General features: G+C 63.8%; 19 protein-coding genes and 2 tRNA genes. 9 read left to right on the top strand and 12 right to left on the bottom strand.

Annotation, left to right across the window (positions count from 1 at the left end; all coding sequences use genetic code 11):
• Window positions 1-34: 34 nt before the first annotated feature.
• Window positions 35-691, top strand: a complete 657-nt coding sequence (locus QFZ88_RS23605; protein ID WP_024923814.1) for an FMN-binding negative transcriptional regulator — start codon at window positions 35-37, stop codon at window positions 689-691.
• On the opposite strand, the gene QFZ88_RS23600 is transcribed toward QFZ88_RS23605, so the two are convergent.
• From QFZ88_RS23600 to QFZ88_RS23585, 4 genes are all read right to left on the bottom strand, one after another.
• Window positions 688-1,506: a phosphatase PAP2 family protein gene (locus QFZ88_RS23600; RefSeq protein ID WP_024923815.1), complete on the bottom strand. Its 819-nt coding sequence runs from the start codon at window positions 1,504-1,506 to the stop codon at window positions 688-690. The genes QFZ88_RS23605 and QFZ88_RS23600 overlap by 4 nt on opposite strands.
• A 98-nt stretch (window positions 1,507-1,604) precedes the next feature.
• Window positions 1,605-3,251, bottom strand: coding sequence for an ArnT family glycosyltransferase (locus tag QFZ88_RS23595; RefSeq protein ID WP_024923816.1), 1,647 nt, complete (start codon window positions 3,249-3,251; stop codon window positions 1,605-1,607).
• Window positions 3,252-3,312: 61 nt separating this feature from the next.
• Complete coding sequence (locus tag QFZ88_RS23590; RefSeq protein WP_024923817.1) at window positions 3,313-3,645, bottom strand: lipid-A-disaccharide synthase N-terminal domain-containing protein; 333 nt, start codon at window positions 3,643-3,645, stop codon at window positions 3,313-3,315.
• Window positions 3,638-4,372, bottom strand: a complete 735-nt coding sequence (locus QFZ88_RS23585; protein ID WP_024923818.1) for a glycosyltransferase family 2 protein — start codon at window positions 4,370-4,372, stop codon at window positions 3,638-3,640. Before QFZ88_RS23585 ends, QFZ88_RS23590 begins: the two co-directional genes overlap by 8 nt.
• Before the next feature lie 290 nt (window positions 4,373-4,662).
• Here QFZ88_RS23585 and tyrS point away from each other — a divergent pair, with 290 nt between their 5' ends.
• The gene (gene tyrS, locus QFZ88_RS23580; protein WP_024923819.1) at window positions 4,663-5,913 is read left to right on the top strand and encodes a tyrosine--tRNA ligase; all 1,251 of its coding nucleotides are present in this window, start codon (window positions 4,663-4,665) and stop codon (window positions 5,911-5,913) included.
• 55 nt (window positions 5,914-5,968) lie between these two features.
• Here the strand turns inward: tyrS and QFZ88_RS23575 are convergent, their stop codons facing one another.
• Window positions 5,969-9,364, bottom strand: coding sequence for a DUF3971 domain-containing protein (locus tag QFZ88_RS23575; RefSeq protein WP_024923820.1), 3,396 nt, complete (start codon window positions 9,362-9,364; stop codon window positions 5,969-5,971).
• 199 nt (window positions 9,365-9,563) lie between these two features.
• Here QFZ88_RS23575 and QFZ88_RS23570 point away from each other — a divergent pair, with 199 nt between their 5' ends.
• Together QFZ88_RS23570 and QFZ88_RS23565 are read left to right on the top strand one after the other, a co-directional pair.
• Window positions 9,564-10,031, top strand: a complete 468-nt coding sequence (locus tag QFZ88_RS23570) for a peroxiredoxin (RefSeq protein ID WP_024923821.1) — start codon at window positions 9,564-9,566, stop codon at window positions 10,029-10,031.
• Window positions 10,032-10,157: 126 nt separating this feature from the next.
• Complete coding sequence (locus tag QFZ88_RS23565) at window positions 10,158-11,468, top strand: M23 family metallopeptidase (RefSeq protein ID WP_024923822.1); 1,311 nt, start codon at window positions 10,158-10,160, stop codon at window positions 11,466-11,468.
• Window positions 11,469-11,511: 43 nt separating this feature from the next.
• Here QFZ88_RS23565 and QFZ88_RS23560 read toward each other — a convergent pair whose 3' ends face one another.
• On the bottom strand, window positions 11,512-12,153 hold the full coding sequence (locus QFZ88_RS23560) for a LysE family translocator (protein ID WP_024923823.1): 642 nt from the start codon (window positions 12,151-12,153) through the stop codon (window positions 11,512-11,514).
• Window positions 12,154-12,604: 451 nt separating this feature from the next.
• Here QFZ88_RS23560 and QFZ88_RS23555 point away from each other — a divergent pair, with 451 nt between their 5' ends.
• The 3 genes from QFZ88_RS23555 (at window position 12,605) to QFZ88_RS23545 (ending at window position 16,248) form a co-directional block, all read left to right on the top strand.
• On the top strand, window positions 12,605-13,540 hold the full coding sequence (locus QFZ88_RS23555; RefSeq protein WP_024923825.1) for a sugar ABC transporter substrate-binding protein: 936 nt from the start codon (window positions 12,605-12,607) through the stop codon (window positions 13,538-13,540).
• Between the two features lie 95 nt (window positions 13,541-13,635).
• Window positions 13,636-15,174, top strand: coding sequence for a sugar ABC transporter ATP-binding protein (locus QFZ88_RS23550; protein ID WP_024923826.1), 1,539 nt, complete (start codon window positions 13,636-13,638; stop codon window positions 15,172-15,174).
• Between the two features lie 30 nt (window positions 15,175-15,204).
• Window positions 15,205-16,248 carry an ABC transporter permease gene (locus QFZ88_RS23545; RefSeq protein WP_024923827.1) on the top strand — a complete coding sequence of 348 codons (1,044 nt, stop codon included), beginning with the start codon at window positions 15,205-15,207 and terminating at the stop codon, window positions 16,246-16,248.
• A gap of 139 nt (window positions 16,249-16,387) precedes the next feature.
• Here the strand turns inward: QFZ88_RS23545 and QFZ88_RS23540 are convergent.
• Window positions 16,388-16,463, bottom strand: a tRNA-Val gene (locus tag QFZ88_RS23540).
• Between the two features lie 217 nt (window positions 16,464-16,680).
• Here QFZ88_RS23540 and QFZ88_RS23535 point away from each other — a divergent pair.
• Window positions 16,681-16,757, top strand: a tRNA-Asp gene (locus QFZ88_RS23535).
• 334 nt (window positions 16,758-17,091) lie between these two features.
• On the opposite strand, the gene hupB is transcribed toward QFZ88_RS23535, so the two are convergent.
• From hupB to clpP, 4 genes are all read right to left on the bottom strand, one after another.
• Window positions 17,092-17,364: a DNA-binding protein HupB gene (gene hupB, locus QFZ88_RS23530; protein ID WP_024923828.1), complete on the bottom strand. Its 273-nt coding sequence runs from the start codon at window positions 17,362-17,364 to the stop codon at window positions 17,092-17,094.
• 195 nt (window positions 17,365-17,559) lie between these two features.
• The gene (gene lon / locus QFZ88_RS23525) at window positions 17,560-19,968 is read right to left on the bottom strand and encodes an endopeptidase La (protein ID WP_024923829.1); all 2,409 of its coding nucleotides are present in this window, start codon (window positions 19,966-19,968) and stop codon (window positions 17,560-17,562) included.
• Window positions 19,969-20,238: 270 nt separating this feature from the next.
• Window positions 20,239-21,513 carry an ATP-dependent Clp protease ATP-binding subunit ClpX gene (gene clpX / locus QFZ88_RS23520; RefSeq protein ID WP_024923830.1) on the bottom strand — a complete coding sequence of 425 codons (1,275 nt, stop codon included), beginning with the start codon at window positions 21,511-21,513 and terminating at the stop codon, window positions 20,239-20,241.
• 302 nt (window positions 21,514-21,815) lie between these two features.
• Complete coding sequence (gene clpP, locus QFZ88_RS23515) at window positions 21,816-22,445, bottom strand: ATP-dependent Clp endopeptidase proteolytic subunit ClpP (RefSeq protein ID WP_024923831.1); 630 nt, start codon at window positions 22,443-22,445, stop codon at window positions 21,816-21,818.
• A gap of 241 nt (window positions 22,446-22,686) precedes the next feature.
• Here clpP and QFZ88_RS23510 point away from each other — a divergent pair, with 241 nt between their 5' ends.
• Window positions 22,687-23,277 (top strand): hypothetical protein, encoded by a 591-nt coding sequence (locus QFZ88_RS23510; protein WP_024923832.1) that lies wholly within the window; start codon window positions 22,687-22,689, stop codon window positions 23,275-23,277.
• Between the two features lie 150 nt (window positions 23,278-23,427).
• Here QFZ88_RS23510 and QFZ88_RS23505 read toward each other — a convergent pair whose 3' ends face one another.
• On the bottom strand, window positions 23,428-24,189 hold the full coding sequence (locus QFZ88_RS23505) for an ABC transporter permease (RefSeq protein WP_024923833.1): 762 nt from the start codon (window positions 24,187-24,189) through the stop codon (window positions 23,428-23,430).
• Between the last annotated feature and the right edge of the window lie 8 nt (window positions 24,190-24,197).

Genomic DNA, 24,197 nt, shown 5'->3' with positions numbered 1-24,197 from the left:
GGCGTCAAAATAAGGCACCTCACGAGGTGTCGCCATGTACCAGCCGCCGCATTTCATCGAAACCCGCACCGAAGTGCTTCACGCGCTGATGCGCGCCCATCCGCTCGGGCTGCTGGTCTCCAACGGTACGGACGGGCCGGCGGCCGATCTCATCCCCTTCCTGCTCGACGCGGAAGTCGGCGCCAATGGCAGGCTGCGCGCCCATATGGCCCGGGCCAACCCGCACTGGCGGCTGATCGCCGACAACCCGCAAGCAAAGGTGCTGGTCGTCTTCCAGGGCAGCGACGCCTATGTCACCCCATCCTGGTACGAGACCAAGCGCGAGACCGGCAAGGTGGTGCCGACCTGGAACTACGCCATCGTCCAGGTGGGCGGCGCGGCGCGCATCATCGAGGACGGCGCCTGGGTGGCCACGCAGATCGGCGACCTGACGAGACAGCAGGAGAATGGGCGGCAGGAGGCCTGGGCGGTCACCGACGCCCCGCCGGCATTCATCCAGGCGCAGATCAAGGGCATTGTCGGGCTGGAGATCGACATCCAGACCATCCACGGCAAGTGGAAGGTGAGCCAGAACCGTCCGGTCGCCGACCGTGCCGGCGTGGCCGACGGCCTCGATCGCGAGACGGACCCGGAGCAATCGGGGGATATGGCAAGCCTGGTGCGGCGCTACGGCGGCGTGGAACAGGGCTAGGCTAGCGCCGTTTTCCGGCGCGATCCCCAGACGGTCCGCTTGAGCACCGGCAGGCCCGCCGGCATGGTGCGGAACAGAAAGCCCAGCCGCGCGAATACCAGGCCCGTCGCCACGGCGAGGCCGAAACCCATGCCGAAACCGACGATGGTGTCGCTCGGATAATGCGCGCCGACGACGACGCGCGTGGCGGTGATCGCCATGCACAGGGCCAAAATCGGATATTTGGCGCGCGGGAACAACAGCACCAGCACGCCGGCCACCGAACCCATGGTGGTGGCATGGCCGGACGGGAAAGACGCATAGACGGCGTTGACCGCGCCTGGATGGAACGAAAACGCCCCTTCCTGGGCAAACAATTTCGGGCGAGCGCGGCCGAAGACGATCTTCAGCACGATGTTGAGCAAGCCCGGCAGGCCGACGCCGACGAGCACGAACATGGCGATGCAGGTGCGGTTATAGACCGCCATCAGCTTCTCACGGCGCAGGCTTGCCCAGTCGATCTGGTTGGCGACCAGCAGCCAGCCCGCCGCCGGCCACAGATACCATTGCCCGAGGCCGAGCTGGGTGAGGATTTCACCCGAGGCGCCGAAGATCTCGTGCCAGTTCCGCACCGAGGCCTGATCGAGGAAGGCGGCTGCGAAGGCGGCGAGAAGCGCTATGCCCGCCGCCCACGGCCACCAGGAGATGTGGCCATACAGCGCCGGCCGCACGCGGAAGCGGCGGCCGATGATGGCGAAGGTGGCGCTGGAATTCTGGCGGCTGCGCGCCAGCATCCGCGGCAACAGCGACCGGTGCGGATCGCCAGCGTCATTCATGATCGAGGCCCTTTGCCCGGCCCCGCTGACCGGCGGAGCCAAAATATGTGAAGCGTGACGCTATCATGACCGATCATCAAGGCCTGGCGGACGGACGATCAAGGTTTGGCGACGCGATAGAGCGCCAGGGCCAGCTTGTCGCCGGACGAATAGTTGGTTCCGTCGATCTCGGCGACACGCGCCGCCGTCTTGCCTGACGTGGCCAGCGCCGCCTGCAAGGCAGCGTCGTCCGCGACCGACACGAGAGCCAGCGCGCAGGCGGGATCGGCGGCGAGATGGGCAGCCGCGCCCGCCGTATCGGTGAGCAAAGTCTTGGTGCCGGCCATGAAGACGAGGCTGGGCTCGTGATAAGCCGATGAAGCCAGTACCGAGGTCGGACATGGGAGGCTCTGGTTGATCGCGGCGACGATGCGCGGCGTCAGCCAGATCGGCGTCAGCGCCGGCACGATCAGGCCGATCAGCACGGCATAGGTGGCACCGGCCGCGACGGCGGCCGCGCCGATGCGCTTCAGCGGCATTTGCTGGTTACGCGGGAAAGCGAGATAGCCGGCGGCAAGGGCGAAGGCAGCGGCCGGAACGCTCCAGGGGTTAAACGTGCCGGTGAGGTAAAGCGGCGCGCCGACGGCAACTGCCGCCAACCCCAGCGTGACGACGACCAGACCGAAGGCGGTCGCCCAATACATCCAGTTCTGCCAGCGTTTCAACGGTTCCGCGCTCTGCTGCGGCGTCAGCGTCAACAGCCAGCCGACCAGCAGCGCCAGGCCCGGATAGGCCGGCAGCACGTAATGCGGCAGCTTGGTCGGCACCAGTTCCAGCAAGAGCCAGTATGGCAGATACCAGGCCAGGCAGAAGGCCAGGCGCGGGTCGCCGCGCGTATGGTTGAGCGCCCTCAGCCCGGCCGCGACCGCCAGCAGGCCGAACGGCCACATGAACAGCGAATAGGTCAGCGAATAATAGCCCGGCGGCATGCCGTGCGATTCCTGGCCCTCGGCGACCTTGCCGACGAGATCCTTGCCGACGGCCTCCTGCCAGAAGGCGCCGCCGCTTTTCCAGGTGATGGCGGCGAGCCAGGGCAGCACGATCAGCGCCAGCAGCAAAAGGCCGCGTCCGGCCTTCAGCCTTGCCAGCCAGCGCCAGTCGCGCTGGAAGGCGATGAGGGTGAGGATGGTGACGATCGACAATAGCGGAGTGATCGGCCCCTTGATCAGGATGCCGATGCCTTGTGCTGCCCAGAATAGCCAAGGTAGATAGCCGGGCGAAGCTTCATTGCGACGGGAAGCGACGTAAATCTGCGCCAGCGCGCCCTGCGCGACCACGCAACAGGCAAGCAGCACGGCATCCGTCTTGGCGATGCGCCCCTCGAAGGCGGTGGCGAAGATGGCTGCGACGACAAGGCCGGCGGCAACGCCGGCATTGGGACCGAACAGATTGGCGCCGGTCCAGGCGACAGCCACGACCGCGACGGCGATGCCCAGCGCCGAGATCAGGCGATAGACCCAGATAGGTGCGGCGGCGCCATCGCCGCTCAGCGCCACGGCCGCCGACTGCAGCCAGTAGATGCCGACCGGTTTCTTGTAGCGGGACGCATCCTGGAAGCGGATGTCGACATAGTCGCCGCTCTCGGCCATCTGCTTGGTGGCCTGGACGAAACGCGCCTCGTCGCGGTCGACCACCGGCAGGCTGGCCAGGCCCGACGCCGAAAGCACCAGGCTGAACAGGAACAGGAAGAGATATCTGCGGGTCATCTCCACGCGTCCGGCCCCCTTCCCCTCGATGCGATCCGCCGAAGACGCGCTGGCCATCCGGTCAGTCGACCTTGCTCATCGCCGCCTTGCGCTCATTGGCAATCAGCCAAAGATTGCGGACGTAGATGAACAGGCCGAGCCCCTGGCCGGCGATGAAGACCGGGTCGCGACGCTGGATGGCATAGACCAGGAGCAGCCCGCCGCCGCCGAGCGAGAAGAACCAGAAGGCGATCGGCACCACGGAACGCTTGGCGCGTTCGGAAGCCACCCATTGCACGACGAAGCGCATGGTGAAGAAGAACTGGGCGATGAAGCCCAAAAGCACCCAGCCGTCGAATTGCTGCACGAAGACCTCGTGCAGCCATGTAACCAAGCCCTGCAACACGCTATCCATGGGTCACTTCCCTTGCCTTTGGCATTCGCCGGCGCCGGCGCCGCAGCCACCATACCCCGACGAGATCGGCGGTCCCCTGCAGGCCGCGGTCGAAGATGCCGTAATTGGACTTGCCGTGGCGGCGCGAGCGGTCGACGACGTCGCAATGGACCACGCCATAACCTTCCTGGATGATCAGCGCTGGAACGAAGCGGTGGGTGCCGTCGAAGAACGGAATCTTGCGGAATACCTCGGTGCGCACGGCCTTCAGCCCGCAGCCGGTGTCGCGGGTCTCGTCGTGCAGGATGGCGTTGCGCAGCCAGTTGGCGAAGCGCGAGGCGAGCTGCTTGGCCTTGCTGTCGCGCCGCTTCAGGCGCTGGCCCTGTGCCGCGGCCACATCGGGGCCGGCATTGCGCAAGGCATCGACCAGGACCGGGATGTATTGCGGGTCGTTCTGGCCGTCACCGTCGATGGTGGCGACGATGTCGCCGCGCGCGGCCCAAATGCCGGACCGCACGGCAAGGCTCTGCCCGGACGATTTGTCGTGGCGGATGTGACGGACGGGAAAGGGCTGCGTGGATGCCTGGGCGGCGAGCACGGCAGCCGTGTCGTCGGTCGAACCGTCATCGACGATGATGATCTCGAAATCGCGCCCACTCATCGCGCTAGCGATCTCGTCGATCAGAAGGGGAAGATTGGCCGCCTCGTTGCGGCCAGGAATGACAATGGAGATCAATGCATCCGCCATGGCTATCAAACTGATCTGAAACGGCAATCTCTTCGAAACTGAAGCAACGCGTGTCGATCCGAAGCAAGCTCTGGAACGGCGGCGCGCCCAAACAGGCGCGCGCTTCCATACGCTGGCACCGTCATCGAAGCAAGCAGAGCCCCTCAATTCAAGAATTCGTGATGTAGGGCATGCCCGCAAATCGGCAAGCGCACCGCGATCCTTGTGATTGCGCCTGTTGAGATGCTAAACGCGCGCATTCGCCTATGCCATGGCCGGTCGCGGCCGACGATCTTTCGGAAAGCACGAAAATGCCCGCCTTCAAGTCCGATTTCCTGCGCGTCCTCGATGAACGCGGTTTCATCCACCAGATATCCGACCCGGAAGGGCTGGACGCACTGGCGTTGAAAGGTCCGATCACCGGCTATGTCGGCTATGACGCCACCGCGACGTCGATCCATATCGGCAATCTGATCTCCGTCACCATGCTGTACTGGCTGCAGGAGACCGGCCACAAGGCGATCAGCCTGATGGGCGGCGGCACCTCCATGGTGGGAGACCCCTCGTTCCGCGACGACCAGCGCAAGCTGCTCACCATCGAGCAGATCGAGACCAACATCGAGAGCATCAAGAAGGTCTATGGCAACATCCTGCGCTATGACGGCTCTAACCCGGCCATCATGGTCAACAATGCCGACTGGCTCCTGAAGCTCAACTATGTCGAGTTCCTGCGCGATGTCGGCCGGCATTTCTCGGTCAACCGCATGCTCACCTTCGACAGCGTCAAATTGAGGCTCGATCGCGAGCAGTCGCTGTCGTTCCTCGAGTTCAACTACATGATCATGCAGGGCTACGACTTCGTCGAGCTCAACAAGCGCTACGGCACGGTGCTGCAGATGGGCGGTTCCGACCAGTGGGGCAACATCATCAACGGCGTCGACCTCAGCCACCGCATGGGCGGCGCCCAGCTTTATGCGCTGACGACGCCGCTGCTCACCAAATCGTCCGGCGAGAAGATGGGCAAGTCGGCGTCCGGCGCCGTCTGGCTCAATGGCGATCTCTTCAGCCCCTATGATTTCTGGCAATATTTCCGCAACACCGAGGACGCCGATGTCGGCAAGTTCCTGAAAATCTTCACCCGGCTGCCGCTAGCCGAAATCGCCAAGCTGGAAGCACTCGGCGGCGCCGAGCTCAACGAGGCGAAGAAGATCCTGGCGACCGAAGTGACCGCCATCGTGCACGGCCGCGCGGCGGCCGACGAAGCTGCCGAGACGGCGCGCAAGACCTTCGAGGAAGGCGCGCTCTCCGACAATCTGCCCTCGATCGATATCGCGCGAGCGGAGCTTGAAGCCGGCATTGGTCTTCTGGCACTGGTGGTGCGGGCCGGCCTCGCCGCCTCCAATGGCGAGGCGCGCCGCCACGTCCAGGGTGGTGCCGTGCGCGTCAACGACCAGCCGGTCAGCGACGAGCGGCGGGCGATCACGCTTCAGGATCTGAGTCCGGAAAACGTCGTAAAGCTTTCGCTCGGCAAGAAAAAACACATCCTGGTCAAGCCGGTCTGATCGCGGCACCCGAAACCGGCGACGGTTCCGGAGCCCGGTTGCCCGCAGGCTCCGCTTACCGGAATTCGAATATCGAGCGGAAGATGCCGGGTGCGATCACCGACAGGGGATTGATCTGCAGGTCCGGCTTGTTGGCGTTGCCCTTGAGGCGGTAGGTGACGCCGATCAGCCCACCGTCGCGACCATTGCCCAACAGCGCGCCTACCAGCGGCAGTTCGCCGAAGATGCGGTTCAGCCCATAGGCCGGCATGAAGGTGCCGGTCATGTCCATATTGTTGTTCTGGTCGTAGAGCGTGCCCTGGAAGGTGGTGCCGATCAGCGGACCGCGCAGCACGCCGTTCGACACTTTCAGATAGCCATTGCCCTTGTCGATCTCGGCATAACCGCGCTCGAACTCCGCACGGGAGGTATCGATGTCGGCCTTCACCGCATCGTTGAGCGAACGCTTGTCGCCTGTGGGCTTGGTCGAGACGATCGACGCCAGTTTCGGCTCGTTGACGATCACGAAATTGCGGGTGTCGACCGTGCCGCGCATCGGCCCGTCCGACGCGCCGGCAAGTGCCACCGTGATCGCGCCGCCCTGCATGTGCTTGTAGATATCGAGGAACCGCAGCACCGCGCCGGCATCGGTCGACTTCATGTTCAGCGTGTGCCGGCCATTGGCCGTGTCGTTGGAAACATCGATCAGCGCACCGGACTTCGACTGCGCCTTGACGCTCAGCCCGTTCAGCTTCGAACCCGAGCTGCTGTAGTCGAGGCTGAAATTCGACACCGTCTCGTCGTTGAAGCCGGTCAGTGCCTTGACGTCGGCGGAGAGCGAAATGGAATCGCCGCTACCCGGCTTGGTCGCGCTGTCGGTGTCGGCGGTGAATTGCTTGATCAGCGGGCGGGCGTCCAGCGCATCGCCATCCACCTTGACGGTATAACCTTTGCCGGATCGTTTGACCGAGACCGCGACATCGTCGCCGCGGTTCAACTGGACATGGCTGAGGTCGGCCGACACCAGGCTGCCGTCGGACAATTCGACCGCCCCGGCGGCGGAAAAGGTCTTGCCATCCAGCTTGAAGCCGGAAAGTTTCGTGGATGCGCCGGATTTCTTCATGGTGAAGGAAGCGGTCGCCGGCACCCCCTGCCCCTTGCTCCAGCCCGCCCATGGCAGGTTCAGCTTGGCATTGGTCAGGTCGGCGACAACCTGCTGGTTGTCGTTGTCGCTCTTGTCGAGGGCGATCTTCATCGAACCGGAAAGCAAGGCGGACAGGCCTGGCATCATGGTCTGGCGGATCTTGTCGTCGACTGTCAACGACACCTGGCGCGCGCGTGCCGGCCCGTCCGGCTCGAGCGGCTCGACCAGGGAGATGTCTGCGGGGATGCCGTTGAGCTGCGCCTTGGCCGTCACCGTGGCGCTCTTCGGGTCCACGACGATGCTGCCATTGGCGGCGGTGACCATCTGGTCGTCAACCGGCTTGGAGATGGCCAGGTTCTGATAGTCCAGCGAGACCAGCCAGCCGAGCTTGGAGGTGTCGATGCCGAGCTGCAACGGGATGTCGGCCCTGACATTGCCGGTGACAGTACCCGAAAGCTCTTCCGGCTTCAGGCCGACATGGCGCATGGCGTTGATCGGCTCGTAGGAGGCGAGTTCAGCAACCGCATCGGCATCGCCGACGACATCGATGTTCAGCGCGCCGATCACCGGCGGCAGATTGGCGTTCTTGACGGTGAGCGTGCCGTTGCTGGCCGAGACGACGCGACCGCTGGGCATATAGACGGTGCCGGACGACAACGCGATGTCGACATCGTTGCCGTGGAATTCGACGATGCCGTTGGCGTCGCGGATGGGCGGAATCTGGCCCGCCGTATCGAAACGCGAGCCTTCGAGCTGGAAGCGACCGAACACCTCGTTGCGGTCGAGCGGAATGCCGTTGCCGGCACGACCCGGCGCGACCTGATATTGCAGGCTCGCCTCGACGACCCTGCCGCCGAACAGGTTCTGCAACACCCATTCGCGGGCGCCATGCGCGGAGAACCACGGCCACAGCTGCTTCACATGCGAGACCGGCATGTCGTGCACGTTGAGCGCGAGCGAGACGCCGGGCGCCTTGCCTTCCACGAAAGTGAGGGCGGCGTTGCCCAGCACCTCGCCGGCGGCGCCGGAGCGCACCGCGATGGTCGGCACCACAAGCTTGCGGCTGACCGTCTGGTAATCGCCGGCAATGCGGGCAGCGATGCTCAGCGCCTGTTCGGAGGAATCGGCCGGCGCCAGCACCGATTTGTCGCTGACCAGATCGAACCGGTAGGACGGGTCTTCACCGGCAACGCCCTCGCGCGGCTTGGGACCGAGCGAGCCCTCGATGCCGATATCCGAGCGGCCGACCTGGAGGTCGAGCTTGTCGATGGCGAGCTTGTTGGCGCCCCGCAGCAGCGTGGCCTGCAATTTGGCGTCGAGCGGCAGCATGCCGCGCGCGCCGAGGTCGAGCACCGCGCCGGCCAGCGTGCCGGAAATGGCGAGCCTTGGCTGCGCGTCGCCCTGGCCCTCCGATCCTTCCAGATGCAACGTCAATGCGCCCACCCTGCCGGCGACCGGCGTCGCCTGCGGTTCGGCGCCGATCGGCTCGACCGCGATGTCGGCGGTCAGCGAGGTGACCTTGCGTGCCGCGGGATCGCGCGCCGCCAAGGCGTCGACGCTGAGCTTGCGGCCATCGATATCGAGCCTGGAGGAGAAGGTGAAGCCGCCGGGCCCCGACTGCGCCACATTGGCCTCGGCGATGGTCAGCAGGCGCAGGTCGCCAGTCTTCGACAGCACGATCTCGACATTGTCGAGGTCGATCTCGCGGACCGATTCCAGCCTTATGGCGTCCAGCGACTGGTGGACCGCCCCGAACACCGTATCGGTGATCTTGTCGGGGTCGACGAGGCCGTCGGCGTTGCGCAGCGAACCGGCCCAATCGCCGCCGCCTTGCGAGGGAAGCGCGTCGACAAACAGGCGCGCCTGCGAAACCCTGGCGCTGGTCAATTGGACCTTGCCCGTGAGAAGCGGGAAAAGCCGCACGCCGAAACGCATCAAGCCGGCTTCCATCATCGGCTTGCCGTTGCCGGTCTGCATGGTGACGTCACGAACCTGCAGGGCGAGGAAACTCGACTTGTCGAGCGTGATCGAGGCCGGGCCGACGGCCACATCGACATCGACGCCGGCCATGCCTTCGATCGCCTGTTCGGCGGCTATACGCAGCCGTTCCGAGCCGACGCCGGAGGCGCCGATCGCGTAGATGCCGGCGACAAGGACCAAAAAGAACGCGCCGATGCCGAAGGCGACACGGATCAGGAGCCGCGCGCCGCGACCGATCTTCGCCTGCCCCAGAGGCGGGGTCGGGCTGGCAGACGGCAAGGAGTGGAGATCGGCGATCTCCTCGCGCCTGAACCTGATCTTTTCGTGCCGTGGCAGCTCGTGATCCACGCAGTCTCCGTCTTCAGCCCTCTTTCGCGGACGAATCCCCGGCCGACACTATAGCGACCCGATGCCGGGCGCGAACGCCAAAAGCGGATTCCCGCTTTGCGTTCGTGCGCGCGCCAATTTATTGAGGTTCTCGCACGGTCCCGGCCTGGGCTGCTTCGGGACCGTGAGCCGGCGCATAGGTTCAAACAAAGGCAGGGTTATGGCCGATCTCGACATGGGCGATCTGGCGCCCGATTTCACGCTGCCGCGCGACGGCGGCGGCTCGTTCAAACTGTCGGACTTCATCGGCAAGCCGGTGGTTATCTACTTCTATCCGGAAGACGATACGCCGAGCTGCACCAACGAGGCGATCAGCTTCTCGCAACTCAGGCCCGAATTCGAAAAGACCGGCGCCGTCGTCATCGGGCTTTCACCGGACAGCGTGAAAAAACACGACAAGTTCAAGGCAAAGCACGGGCTCGCCGTCGACCTCGCCTCCGACGAGGAGCGCAAGGTAATCGAGGCCTATAGTCTTTGGGTCGAAAAGAAGATGTACGGCCGCACCTATATGGGCGTCGAGCGCGCCACCTTCCTGATCGGCCGCGACGGCCGCATCGCGCGCATCTGGCGCAAGGTGCGCGTCAAGGGCCATGCCGAGGCGGTGCTGGAGGCCGTCCGCGCCCTTTAACACCCGGACCGCGCCGGTAGAGACGCCTCCAGGAAATGGAGGCCGGAGGCTCGCCGCGCAAGGCTTTGTTAACCCTAACAATGTCTTATGGGCATTGTCGGGTGTTGCAAACGAAAGCCTGGTTCGGTGAACGCAAACGGTCAGTCGGCAGTCTTCGGCAGGCGCAAGGAGCCGCATACCGTCATCATCGCCCGTGGTGACGAAATCCGGCATTTCACGGTGCGTCCGTGGCTCATCGCCTGCTTCGGCTCGGCCATCGCCGCCGTCATCATCGGCTACCTTCTGGCCACTTCCTATCTCGTCTTCCGCGACGATCTGATCGGTGCCACCACAGCGCGCCAGGCACGCATGCAGCAGGCCTATGAGGACAGAATTTCCGCGTTGCGCGCGCAGGTCGACCGCATCACCAGCCGGCAATTGCTCGACCAGCAGTTGATGGAAACCAAGGTCGGCGAACTCCTGCAGCGCCAGACGCAGCTCAGCCAGCGCCACGGCCGGCTGGGACCGATCCTGGAGCGCGCAGAGGCGATCGAACCGGCCGCCGTGGAAACGCAGGCGCCCGCCCCCGCCGTCACACCCGGCGACCGCAGCAAGCCCGAGGATCACGCAGCCCTGATCGATGGCAAGGCAGCGCCGCAGCTTGCGATGCTGACCAGCTTCAGCGGCGCCGACGCCCAGCCGTTCTCACGCTGGTCGACCCGAGCCGACCTGCCGCCCGACGCCTCGTCGGCCGATCGTGCCGACAAGCTGTTCGTGGCCATCAACCAGTCGCTGCGGGCGATCGAGAGCGAACAACTTCAGCGCGTCACGAAGCTTGCCGACACCACCTACGAGAATGCCGACGCCATCAAGGAAGCACTGCAGGCCGCCGGCCTGCCGGTGGACAAGGATTTCGGCAAGAACGAAAGCGATGTCGGCGGCCCGCTGGTGCCGATCGACAGCGCCTTGCTGTTCGACACCAAGGTCAAGGAACTGGACGAGGCGCTGGACGAGCTCGACCGCCTGCGCAAGGAAGCGCGCCGCCTGCCGCTGGCCAATCCAGCGCCCGGCCGGGCGGTGACGAGCCCGTTCGGCGTGCGCGCCGACCCGCTGCTTGGCACGGCGGCACTGCATTCAGGCATGGATTTCCGCATTCCACTCGGTTCGGCTGCCCGCGTCACGGCGCCCGGCGTGGTGACCAAGGCCGGCTGGAATGGCGGCTATGGGCGCATGGTCGAGGTCGACCACGGCCAGGGCTACACGACACGTTACGCGCATCTCGGCCGCATCTCGGTGGCGGTCGGCCAAACGCTGAAGGCCGGCGACGTGATCGGCCAGACCGGCAGCAGCGGCCGCTCGACCGGCCCGCATCTGCACTACGAAGTGCGCCACGACGGCGAAGCCATCGACCCGCTGCGGTTCCTGCGCGTCGGCAAGAAGGTCGAGAAGTACCTCTAGACCCTTTTCATGAGGCGCCGCCGACGCGGCGCGCCTGCGAAATTCAGAGCTTGCGCAGCCCGATGCCATCGATGATGAGGCGAAGCCCGAGCAGGCCCATCGCCGTGCCGGCCAACCGGTCCACCCACAGCTTGCCGCGCGAATAGGCCGCCCGGGGATAATCCGCCGAGAAGACCAGCGCGACAACCGCGTACCAGCCGGCCTCGACAACAAAGACCAGCGGCGGCAGCAGCAGAAGAAGCCATGCCGGCGGCGCGGCAGGCAGCATCGCCGCGAAGATGCTGGCATAGACGACCGCAGTCTTCGGATTGCTGAGCTGGGTCAGGGTGGCGAACAGGACCGAGCGCCAAAGCGAACGGTTTTCGACCGGAACGGTGCCAATTGACGGCAAGGGTTCGGCGGCGCCACGCCAGATGCGAAGCCCCAGCCAGACCAGATAGCAGCCGCCGGCGAGTTTCAGCGCGAGATAAAGCCAGGCGACCTGGTTGAGCAGTGCGGCAAGGCCAAGCAGCGCCAAGCTGGCGAAAACCGTGCCGCCCGCCCCCATGCCGATCGCCGTCGCCAAGCCATGCATGCGGGATTGGGCGATCGAAATGCGGGTGACAAACAGAAAACTCGGGCCGGGGCTGATCGCGCCGATCAGTACGGCGGTAACGATGGCTAGCAGGGCTGCGAGCGGCGACATGGCAATCACCTCCTGGCGTTGAGATCGCTTGGGCAAGCGGCGGTCGATACCCGTGCTTGCCGATGGTTCCCCGCCGTCGTTCGCCAGTCGCGCGGGAGCGGAAGTTAGCCAAGGCGCCTGCGCCGGACAAGGGCGTCGAACGGCAACTGCCTGTGCCAGTCCGCGCCCCTGATTTCGTACCCGCCAACCCATCCCCTCGTCGGGTCCGACAGAGACCCCACCCCAAATTGCATCTTGACGAGCGCGCGACAAAATGGAATGAATATTTCACAAGAAGCCATCAATGGCTCAATCATTCCGAAATTAACACTCGGGAGGCCAGCCTCCCCATCGTTTACCTGTCAGTCCGCAAGTGAACGGTGCGGACGGCGGCGCATGCAGTTCCCCTTTCCGGGGCAGTTATCCGGATCATTCAGGTGCCACCGGACACCAATCGTGGAGGAGAAGAGACATGAAGACTTTTATTCTGGGTGCGGCATTCGCCGCGCTGATGACCGGCTCGGCATTCGCCGGTGACATCGGCGTCTCGATGGCCAATTCGGACACCTTCCTGACCGTCCTGCGCAAGGGCATCGAGAAGGCGGCGGCCGACGCCAAGCAGCCGGTGCAGGTCGAAATCGCCGACGACGACGTCAACAAGCAGCTCAGCCAGGTGCAGAACTTCATCGCGGCCAAGGTCGACGCCGTCATCGTCAATCCGGTCGACACCTCGGCCACCGCGCCGATGACCAAGCTCGCCCACGACGCCGGCATCCCGATCGTCTATGTCAACCGCCAGCCGATCGACACCGACAAGCTGGGCGACAAGGCCGCGTTCGTCGGTTCGAACGAAGTCGATTCCGGCACGCTGGAGACCAAGGAAATCTGCCGCCAGCTGAAGGAAGCCGGCAAGAAGGAGGCCGGCATCCTGGTCATGCAGGGCGACCTCGCCAACCAGGCGGCCGTCATGCGCACCAAGGACGTGCATGATGTGATCGCGACGCCGGATTGTTCCTTCATCAAGGTCATCGACGAGCAGACCGCCGGCTGGGATCCGGTCAAGGCGCAGGACCTGATGACCAACTGGATCGCCGCCGGCCACAAGCCGGACGCCGTCATCTCCAACAACGACAACATGGCCATCGGCGCCATCAACGCCATGAAGGCGGCGGGCTGGAACATGAAAGACGTGATCGTGGGCGGCGTCGACGCCACCCAGGAAGCGCTTGCCTATATGAAGGCCGGCGACCTCGACGTCACCGTCTTCCAGAACGCGGCTGCCCAGGGCAGCGGCGCCGTCGGCACGGCCATGAAGCTTGCCAAGGGCGAGAAGGTGCAGTCGCCGGTCTGGGTGCCGTTCGAGCTGGTGACCCCGACCAACATGGACAAGTACGCCGCCAAGAACTGACGGCAGGCAACAGGGATGCGCCGCCGGAGGAGCGGCGGCGCATCTTTTCCATCGACGGACAAGTGCCTGAACCTGATCCGGGAGGACTGATCGGTATGCAGAGCCATGCAACGGCGGCAGCCGCGCACGACAGCAGCGCTGCGCCCGCAAGCGGCTATCTTCTCGAGGTCGAGAATGTGCGCAAGGAATTCCCCGGCGTGCTGGCACTCGACAATGTACAGTTCCGCCTGCGCCCGGGCAGCGTCCACGCCCTGATGGGCGAGAACGGCGCCGGAAAGTCGACGCTGATGAAGATCATCGCCGGCATCTACACGCCCGATTCCGGCACCTTCAAATTCCACGGCCGCGACATCCGGCTGAAAGGCCCGCTGGACGCGCTGGAGAACGGCATCGCCATGATCCATCAGGAACTGAACCTGATGGCGCCGATGACGGTGGCCGAAAACATCTGGATCCGCCGCGAACCGACCAACCGTTTCGGCTTCGTCGACCATGGCCAGATGCGCCGCAAGACGATGGAACTGTTCCGGCGGCTCAACATCGACATCGGCCCTGACGTCAGGGTCGGCTCGCTCAGCGTCGCCAACCGGCAGATGGTCGAGATCGCCAAGGCGGTTTCCTACGAATCCGACGTGCTGATCATGGACGAGCCGACCTCCGCGCTCACCGAGCGCGAGGTGGATCACCTGTTCAAGATCATCCGCAGCCTGCGCGAGCAGGGCAAAGGCATCATCTACATCACCCACAAGATGAACGAGCTGTTCGAAATCGCCGACGAGTTCTCGGTGTTCCGCGACGGCAAATACATCGCGACCAAATTTTCCACCGAGGTGACGCGCGACGACATCATCCGCATGATGGTCGGCCGCGAGATCACCCAGATGTTTCCCAAGGAGACGGTGCCGATCGGCGACGTCGTGCTGTCGGCGAAGGGGCTGGCGCTGAAGGGCGTGTTCGCCGACGTCTCCTTCGAGGTGCGTGCCGGCGAGATTCTCGGCATCGCCGGCCTGGTCGGTTCGGGGCGCTCCAACATCGCCGAGACCATTTTTGGCGTGACGCCCGCCGATGCCGGCACCATCGAATTGTTCGGCAAGACGGTGCGCGTCGACAGCCCGGCGACCGCCATGCGCCACGGCATGGCCTTCCTGACCGAGGACCGCAAGGATACCGGCTGTTTCCTTCTGCTCGACATCCAGGAAAACACCCAGATCGCGGTGTTGCAGTCGGGCTATGTCAAGGGCGGCTTCGTGCGCCAGAAACAGCTCTCCAAGGCTTCGGTCGAGGTCAGCAACGCGCTGCGCGTCAAGACGCCCGATATGGCGGAGCCGATCAACAACCTCTCCGGCGGCAACCAGCAGAAGGTGCTGATCGGCCGCTGGCTGCTGACCAAGCCGAAGATCCTCATCCTCGACGAGCCGACGCGCGGCATCGATGTCGGCGCCAAGGCCGAGATTCACCGCCTGATCTCGAAGCTCGCCGGCGAAGGCGTCGCCGTCATCATGATCTCGTCGGAGATGCCCGAGGTGCTCGGCATGAGCGACCGCATCATGGTGGTGCACGAGGGCCGGGTCACCGGCTTCCTCGACAGGGAAGAAGCCAACCAAGTCAAGATCATGGAGCTGGCGTCGCATTGAGCGCGCCGCCCGTTTGGGGTGGAGACGAACATGACTACGAATGACGTTGCAGGGCCTGCGAGCATCATAGGATCGAAGAAGCGCCTGCCGCCCGAGGTTTCCATTCTTGCCGTCCTGATCGGCATCGCGCTGGTGTTCGAGATCCTTGGCTGGATCCTGGTCGGCGACAGCTTCCTGATGAACAAGCAGCGCCTGTCGATCATCATCCTGCAGGTGTCGGTCATCGGCATCATCTCGGTGGGCGTGACGCAAGTCATCATCACCGGTGGCGTCGACCTGTCGTCGGGATCGGTCGTCGGCCTGGTCGCCATGGTGGCCGCCAGCCTGGCGCAGACGGCCGCCAATCCGCGTGCCGTCTACCCTTCCCTCACCGACATCTCGCCGATCTTCGCCATCCTGGCCGGCCTCGGCGTCGGCCTGTTGGCGGGCTGGATCAACGGCTTCATCATCGCCAAGACCAAGATACCGCCCTTCATCGCCACGCTCGGCATGATGGTGTCGGCGCGTGGCATCGCCAAATGGTACACGATGGGCCAGCCGGTGGCGCTCCTCAGCGACAAATTCACCTGGTTCGGCAAGAGCTTCGAGGTGTTCGGCTTCCCGCTGCCGCTGCCGGTCATCATCTTCCTTTTGGTGGCGCTGATCTTCCACATCGCGCTCGGCTACACGCGCTACGGCAAGTTCACCTACGCCATTGGCGCCAACCAGCAGGCAGCGCGGGTGTCCGGCATCAACATCGGCAACCACCTGGTCAAGGTCTATGCCATCGCCGGCCTGCTTTCCGGTCTCGCCGGCGTGGTGACGGCGGCGCGCGCCGCCTCCGGCCAGCCCAATATGGGCGTCGCCTATGAACTCGACGCCATCGCGGCGGCGGTCATCGGCGGCACCTCGCTGTCGGGCGGCGTCGGGCGCATCTCCGGCACGGTGATCGGCACCATCATCCTGGGCGTGCTGACCTCCGGCTTCACCTTCCTCAAGGTCGGCGCCTACTACCAGGAGATCATCAAGGGCATCATCATCGTTGCCGCCGTCGTCATCGACCAGCAACGCCAGAACCGGCGCAAAAAAGCCTGAGCCGCTCCTCCCGAGCCAACTGCCAGCCGTGCCGGCCTCCGGCGCGGCTTTTTCATGGCCACGGGCAAGTGCGAGCGCGCCGAGCATGGTTGGCGCGCAACTCAACGATGGCTAGACCGGATCGGCTTGATGAAGGAACTGGTGGGCGATGACGGGCTCGAACCGCCGACATCTTCGGTGTAAACGAAGCGCTCTACCAACTGAGCTAATCGCCCGCTCCGGGGCGGACCTTTAAGCAGTTAGCGTGCGCTGCGCAAGGCCAAATGACGGCGTGGATGAGACGCCCCACCCGTCCTTCCGCGGCTTTTCTGCATGCTGTCAAAAAACCTTCGCATGAACTGCAATTAGCCACGGCGCGCCGCTTGACACCTGCCGGTGAACCCCGTATCCAGCCGCCAACGACGAACGCGGCCAGCCGAATTCGTCCAGTGCGCGGGTGTAGCTCAGTCGGTTAGAGTGCCGGCCTGTCACGCCGGAGGTCGCGGGTTCGAGCCCCGTCACTCGCGCCATTTTCTCTCCTCCAAGCCATTGTTTGCAAGGAACGGGGCAACGCGGCCGCGTAAGCGGTTTTGCAGCCACGCCGCTAACCTGCGCGCCAGGTTGTGCGATATCGATCTTCCCACACGCATTGCCGAGACACGGATAGCGATAGCAACCGATCCAGTTGCCTCACAGCCCCGTCAGGCGCTTGCACGCGCCCTTCCCCGCCTTCGCATCGCTCACGGCCGCAGCGCGCCCGAAGCCATTGCCAAGCCTTTTGGCGATGGCGCCGGCGCACCAACCAGACAACAAAAAAGCCGGGCTCAAGGCCCGGCTTTTCGCATTTCTGAACAATGGGACGTCTTAGTTGACGGCGTCCTTCAGGCCCTTGCCAGCCGTGAACTTCGGCACCGTACGCGCCGGGATCTTCACTTCAGCACCGGTCTGGGGGTTGCGGCCGGTCGAGGCAGCGCGCTTCGAGACCGAGAAATTGCCGAAGCCGACCAGACGGACATCGCCACCATTCTTCAACTCGCCGGTGATTACGGAGAACACCGCATCCACCGCCGACTGCGCGTCACCCTTAGAGATCTTCGCGGCATCGGCGACAGCGGACACCAGTTCGTTCTTGTTCATAAAAATTCCCTTCCATGAGAAAACCGGAACTTGCGACTCATCCGGCAGGGATTGGACTTTAGAAAGAAGCGTTCCCACAACCAAGCCGCAAGACCGACAAAAAGACGAAAAAAGCCCGGAAAACCGGGCTTTTTCACAAGAAAGCCGGGCTCAAAGGCCCGGCTTTCCGTTTGTGCGTCGCACTCTTGGCCGCTGTTAATGAGCCAGCGACTTTCCGGCATCGTCGGCATCGGTGCTCGCCGGCGTGTTGACGGGCTCGACCCATTCGATCGGTTCCGGCATCCTGACCAGCGCGTGCCGCAGCACTTCACCCACTCTGCTGACCGGAATGATCTCCATTCCGTTCTTCACATTGTCCGGAATCTCCGCCAGATCCTTGGCGTTCTCTTCCGGGATCAGCACCTTCTTGATGCCGCCGCGCAGTGCCGCCAGCAGCTTCTCCTTGAGGCCGCCAATCGGCAGGATGCGTCCACGCAGCGTGATCTCGCCGGTCATCGCCACATCGGCCCGGACCGGGATGCCGGTCAGGATCGACACGATGGCGGTGGCCATGGCAGCACCGGCCGACGGACCGTCCTTCGGCGTGGCACCCTCGGGCAGATGCACGTGGATGTCGCGCTTGTCGAACAGCGGCGGCTCGACGCCGAAATCGAGCGCCCGCGAGCGAACATAGGATGCCGCCGCAGAGATCGATTCCTTCATCACGTCGCGCAGGTTGCCGGTCACCGTCATGCGGCCCTTGCCGGGCATCATGACGCCTTCCACCGTCAACAGCTCGCCGCCAACCTCGGTCCAGGCCAGGCCGGTGACGACGCCGACCTGATCGTCGGATTCGGCACGGCCGAAGCGGTAGCGCTCGACGCCGAGATAATCAGCCAAGTTGACGGCGGTGATCTTCACCGACTTCTTCTTGGTCTTCAGGATCTCGGTCACCGCCTTGCGGCCGAGCTTCATCAGCTCGCGCTCAAGGCTGCGCACGCCCGCTTCACGGGTGTAAGTCTGGATCACGGCACGGATGGCGTCCTCGGAAACCGAGAACTCCTTCGGCTGCAGCGCGTGGTCGCGCACCACCTTCGGCATCAGGTGCCGCTTGGCTATCTCGACCTTCTCGTCCTCGGTGTAGCCGGCGATGCGGATGATCTCCATGCGGTCCATCAAGGGCGCAGGGATGTTCAACGTGTTCGCCGTCGTCACGAACATCACGCTCGAAAGGTCGTATTCGACCTCCAGATAGTGGTCCATGAACGTTGCGTTCTGTTCCGGATCGAGCACCTCGAGCAGCGCCGACGACGGATCGCCACGGAAGTCCTGGCCCATCTTGTCGATCTCGTCGAGCAGGAAGAGCGGGTTGGACTTCTTCGCCTTTTTCATCGACTGGATGACCTTGCCGGGCATCGAGCCGATATAGGTGCGGCGGTGACCGCGGATCTCGGCTTCGTCACGCACGCCGCCGAGCGCCATGCGGATGAACTCGCGACCCGTCGCCTTGGCAATCGACTTGCCGAGCGAGGTCTTGCCGACGCCGGGAGGGCCGACGAGGCACAGGATCGGCCCCTTCAGCTTCTTCTGGCGGCTCTGCACGGCCAAGTACTCGACGATGCGGTCCTTGACCTTGTCGAGGCCGAAATGGTCGGTGTCGAGCACTTCCTGAGCAAAGCTCAAATCCTGCTTCACCTTGGAGTTCTTGCCCCACGGGATCGACAGCAGCCAGTCCAGATAATTGCGCACGACGGTGGACTCCGCCGACATCGGCGACATGGTCCTCAGCTTCTTCAACTCGGCTTCCGCCTTCTCGCGGGCCTCCTTGGTCAGCTTCGTCTTCTTGATGCGCGCCTCGATCTCGGCGGCCTCGTCGCGGCCGTCCTCGCCTTCGCCGAGTTCCTTCTGGATCGCCTTCATCTGCTCGTTGAGGTAGTACTCGCGCTGCGTCTTCTCCATCTGGCGTTTTACACGCGAGCGGATGCGCTTCTCCACCTGCAGGACGGAGATTTCGGCTTCCATGAAGCCCATCGCCTTTTCCAGCCGTTCCTTGACGGACAGCGTGGCGAGCATTTCCTGCTTCTCGGGGATCTTGATGGCGAGATGCGAGGCAACCGTGTCGGCGAGCTTGGAATAGTCGTCGATCTGGCTGGCCGCGCCGACCACCTCGGGCGAGATCTTCTTGTTCAGCTTGACGTAGTTCTCGAAGTCCGAAACCACGGAACGCGCCAGCGCTTCGACCTCGACCTCTTCCTCCTCGGGCTCGGCCAGAACGCTGGCTTTGGCCTCGTGGTAATCGGTGCGGTCGGTGAACGACACGATCTTGGCACGCGCCACGCCCTCCACCAGCACCTTCACGGTGCCGTCGGGGAGCTTCAGGAGCTGCAAGACGTTGGCGAGCGTACCGATGTCGTAGATCGCATCGGCTTCGGGATCATCGTCGGCGGCATTCATCTGGGTGGCAAGCAGGATCTGCTTTTCCTGGCCCATCACCTCTTCCAGCGCCTTGATCGATTTTTCACGCCCGACGAAGAGCGGAACGATCATATGTGGAAACACCACAATGTCGCGCAGTGGAAGAACCGCAAAGGCGCCGTCGCCGGGAGCCTTGGATATTTTGGCCATTGTCCAACCTTTCCTTCGCGACCGCCCTTAGCCAATCGCGAATCTCATATTAACGACCGCGGGTCATTCCGCCTACCACCGATTGTGACGGGAGTTTTGCAGCACAGAATTCGGCCCTTGGCCTTCGCTGATTAAGTGGATGCGGCGCCGGCAAAGATCAAGGTCCGCCGGCACCTGCCTTTAGTGCTAGGCATGGCCTTTCGCCAAGCCCGCATCCAGGAAACGAAAACGGCGCCTTTCGGCGCCGTTCCAACCCTGGAGGAAGGCACGTCAGGCGCTGACGTTGCCCTTCTTTTCCTTCTGTTCGGAATAGATGTAGAGCGGCCGGGCGTTGCCCGAGACGACCTCTTCCGAAATCACGACTTCGCGAACGCCTTCCAGCGCCGGCAGCTCGAACATGGTGTCGAGCAGGATCGCTTCCATGATGGAGCGCAGGCCGCGCGCGCCGGTCTTGCGCTCGATGGCGCGCTTGGCGATAGCCGACAGTGCGTTCTCGTGGAAGGTCAGGTCCACATTCTCCATCTCGAACAGCCGCTGATACTGCTTGACCAGCGCGTTCTTCGGCTCGGTCAGGATCTGTATCAGAGCAGGTTCATCGAGGTCCTCAAGCGTCGCCAGAACCGGCAGACGGCCGACGAATTCCGGGATCAGGCCGAATTTCAGCAGATCCTCGGGCTCGACCTGGCGGAACAGATCACCGGTGCGGCGATCTTCCGGCGAGGCAACCGTCGCGCCGAAGCCGATCGAAGTCTTGCGGCCGCGGTCGGAGATGATCTTGTCCAGGCCGGCGAAGGCGCCGCCGCAGATGAACAGGATATTGGCGGTGTCGACCTGCAGGAACTCCTGCTGCGGGTGCTTGCGGCCGCCCTGCGGCGGCACGGAAGCAACGGTGCCTTCCATGATCTTCAGAAGCGCCTGCTGCACGCCCTCGCCCGACACGTCGCGGGTGATCGAGGGGTTGTCCGACTTGCGCGAAATCTTGTCGATTTCGTCGATGTAGACGATGCCGCGCTGGGCGCGCTCGACATTGTAGTCGGCCGACTGCAGCAGCTTCAGGATGATGTTTTCGACGTCCTCGCCGACATAACCGGCTTCGGTGAGCGTCGTGGCGTCGGCCATGGTGAAGGGCACGTCGATGATGCGGGCCAGCGTTTGGGCGAGCAGCGTCTTGCCGCAGCCGGTCGGGCCGATCAAAAGGATGTTCGACTTCGCCAGTTCGACGTCGTTGTTCTTGCCGGCATGCGCCAGGCGCTTGTAGTGATTGTGGACCGCCACCGACAGCACGCGCTTGGCGTAGGGCTGGCCGATGACGTAGTCGTCCAGAACCTTGAGGATTTCCTGCGGTGTCGGCACGCCTTCGCGCGACTTCACCATCGAGGTCTTGTTCTCCTCGCGGATGATGTCCATGCACAGTTCGACGCATTCGTCGCAGATGAACACCGTCGGGCCGGCGATCAGCTTGCGCACTTCGTGCTGGCTCTTGCCGCAGAAGGAGCAATAGAGGGTGTTCTTGGAATCACCGCCGCTGTTGCTGACCTTACTCATCGTCCCAGTCCTTTCATGGGCACCCGCCGATGCTTTGGCGTATGGCACACCTAATTATCTATCGCGGGATTCCGCGCCGGCCAGTGGTCTGGCTCCTGCAACGCATTCCGTACGAAACACAAATCAGAAAACGTGGCAATGATTCCTGCAACCCCGCTGAAAGCTAAGCCGCCGAAAATCAACATAGCCTTAACGTAGGCAATCGCCGCAGTCGAGGAAACAGCCAATTGTGGCCGAAATGCCGCAAACCACACCAAAAGCGTGGTCTGCGGCCAGCAACTGCCATTTTAACGTCTTCGGTTTCAGGCTGCGGAAGCCTCGACCGGATCGCGGCTTTCGATGACCTTGTCGATGAGGCCGAAATCCCGGGCTTCGTCGGCGGTCATGAAATGATCGCGGTCGAGCGTCTTCTCGATCGTCTCGTAGTCCTTGCCGGTGTGCTTGACGTAGACCTCGTTGAGGCGGCGCTTCAGCTTGATGATGTCCTGGGCGTGGCGCTCGATATCGGAGGCCTGGCCCTGGAAGCCGCCGGAAGGCTGGTGAACCATGATCCGGGCGTTCGGCGTGGCGAAACGCATGTCCTTGTGGCCGGCGCACAGAAGCAGCGAGCCCATCGAGGCCGCCTGGCCGATGCACAGCGTCGATACCGCCGGCTTGATGAACTGCATGGTGTCGTAGATGGCCATGCCGGAAGTCACCACGCCGCCCGGCGAGTTGATGTAGAGGTTGATCTCTTTCTTCGGGTTCTCGGCTTCGAGGAACAGAAGCTGCGCGCACACCAGCGTCGCCATGCCGTCTTCGACCGGGCCGGTGATGAAGATGATGCGCTCCTTCAGGAGCCGCGAGAAGATGTCGTAGGCCCGCTCGCCGCGATTGGTCTGCTCGACCACCATCGGAACGAGGTTCATGTAGGTTTCGAGTGGGCTCTTCATAAATGGTCCCTTGCCTGGATGGGATTTCCGCGGCGGACGCGCGGAATCGATGCTGACTGTCGTGTCCGTAAATAGGATGCCGCCTCACCTTAGCGCAAGACCGGTCGGCCTAGCCATCCGGCCAGCGCATTTTCGCGGGCGGCGCCGGCGTTAACGAATTTTAAAGAATTCGCTTTTCCGGCCTTCGCCTTTCGCTAAAGTTGCAGCGAGCGGCGTCAGTACGCGTAAAAAGGGGTGGCATATGTTGAAGAAGCAGCTTTCGCTGGCCGTGTCCGCACTGATCGTGCTCGGTACCGCCTCCGAAACCGTGGCCGGCGGCCGCGCGATCGAGTGCTACGAGCCGTACAGGACGCAGCCGGTCTACGACACTGTCTACGGCGAGGTCCAGGTCAGCCCCGGCTACAGCCGCGTGGTGCGGACGCCCGCCATCTATGGAACCCGCCAGCGCGAAGTGATGATCCGCCCCGCGCGCGTCACCTACGAAGTGGTGCCGGCCGTGGTTGAGACCCGCTACCGCACCGTCCAGGTCTCCGACGGCGGTTATGGCTGGGAATGGCGCGTCATCAACGGCCGCCGGGTGCTGTGCAAGGTCCAATACAAGCCGCGCTACGAGCAAGTGGCCGAAAGGGTCGTCGTCCAGCCGGAGGCCCGCCGCCGCGTCGTCATCCCCGCCGAATATGGCTACCAGACCGAACAGGTGGTGGTGCAGGAGGAAACCCAGCGCGTGCTGGAAGTGCCGCCGACCTACCAGCGCGTCGCGCGCAGGGTGATGGTCTCCGAAGGCGAGGCCGGCTGGCGCCGGGTGCACATTCGCAACCACTGCCAGTACTGAGCGGTTTTGTCATAGAGATGGAAGAGCCGGGTCGCTGACCCGGCTTTTTTCCGTTGGCGGCTTTCGTCCTGGCGGTCGCAGGTCTTGCAGGAAGATCTTCGCAGGCGGGAGCATCATTCAATGTCCGCGCCGCCCCAATACTACCCGCGACTACGCGATCTTGCGGCGATAGGTGGCCATGGCGAAAGCGTAGGCGACGACGAGGATGCCGATACACCAGGCTAGTGCAACCCAGATGTCGGCGCCGACCGGTTGCCCGGCGAACAGGCCGCGAATGGCGTTGACGATAGCCGTCACCGGCTGGTTCTCGGCGAAGGCGCGCACCGGGCCGGGCATCGTGTGTGTCGGCACGAAGGCCGAACTCAGCATCGGCAGGAAGATGAGTGGGTAGGAAAACCCGGTGGCGCCGTCGATGGATTTTGCCGAGAGACCGGCGATCACCGCGACCCAGGTCAGCGCCAGGGTGAACAGGATCAGGATGCCGGCGACGCCAAGCCATGCCGCTACGCCCGCTCCCGAGCGGAAACCCATGATGAGAGCGACCAGTAGGACGACGCCAAGCGAGATCAGATTGGCGACCAGCGAGGTCAGCACATGCGCCCACAGCACCGACGAACGGGCGATCGGCATCGACTGGAACCGCTCGAAGATGCCGCTTTTCATGTCCACGAAGAGCCGAAACGCGGTGTAGGCGATGCCCGAGGCGATAGTGATGAGCAGGATGCCGGGCAACTGGTAGTTCACATAGGAAGCCGCCCCGGTATTGATGGCGCCGCCGAAGACGTAGACGAACAACAGCATGAAGGCGACCGGCATGATCGTGGTCGTGATGATGGTGTCGGGGCTGCGGGCGATGTGGCGTAGCGAGCGTCCCAAGAGGACGGCAGTATCGCCGAAAAAGTGCGTGGTCATCGTCGTTC

The organism is Mesorhizobium sp. YL-MeA3-2017 (genome assembly GCF_030814575.1).
In the GTDB taxonomy this organism is placed as follows: Bacteria; Pseudomonadota; Alphaproteobacteria; order Rhizobiales; family Rhizobiaceae; genus Mesorhizobium; species Mesorhizobium terrae.
Note: the sequence above shows the minus strand (reverse complement) of the source record. Positions and strands in the feature narration are given on the sequence as shown.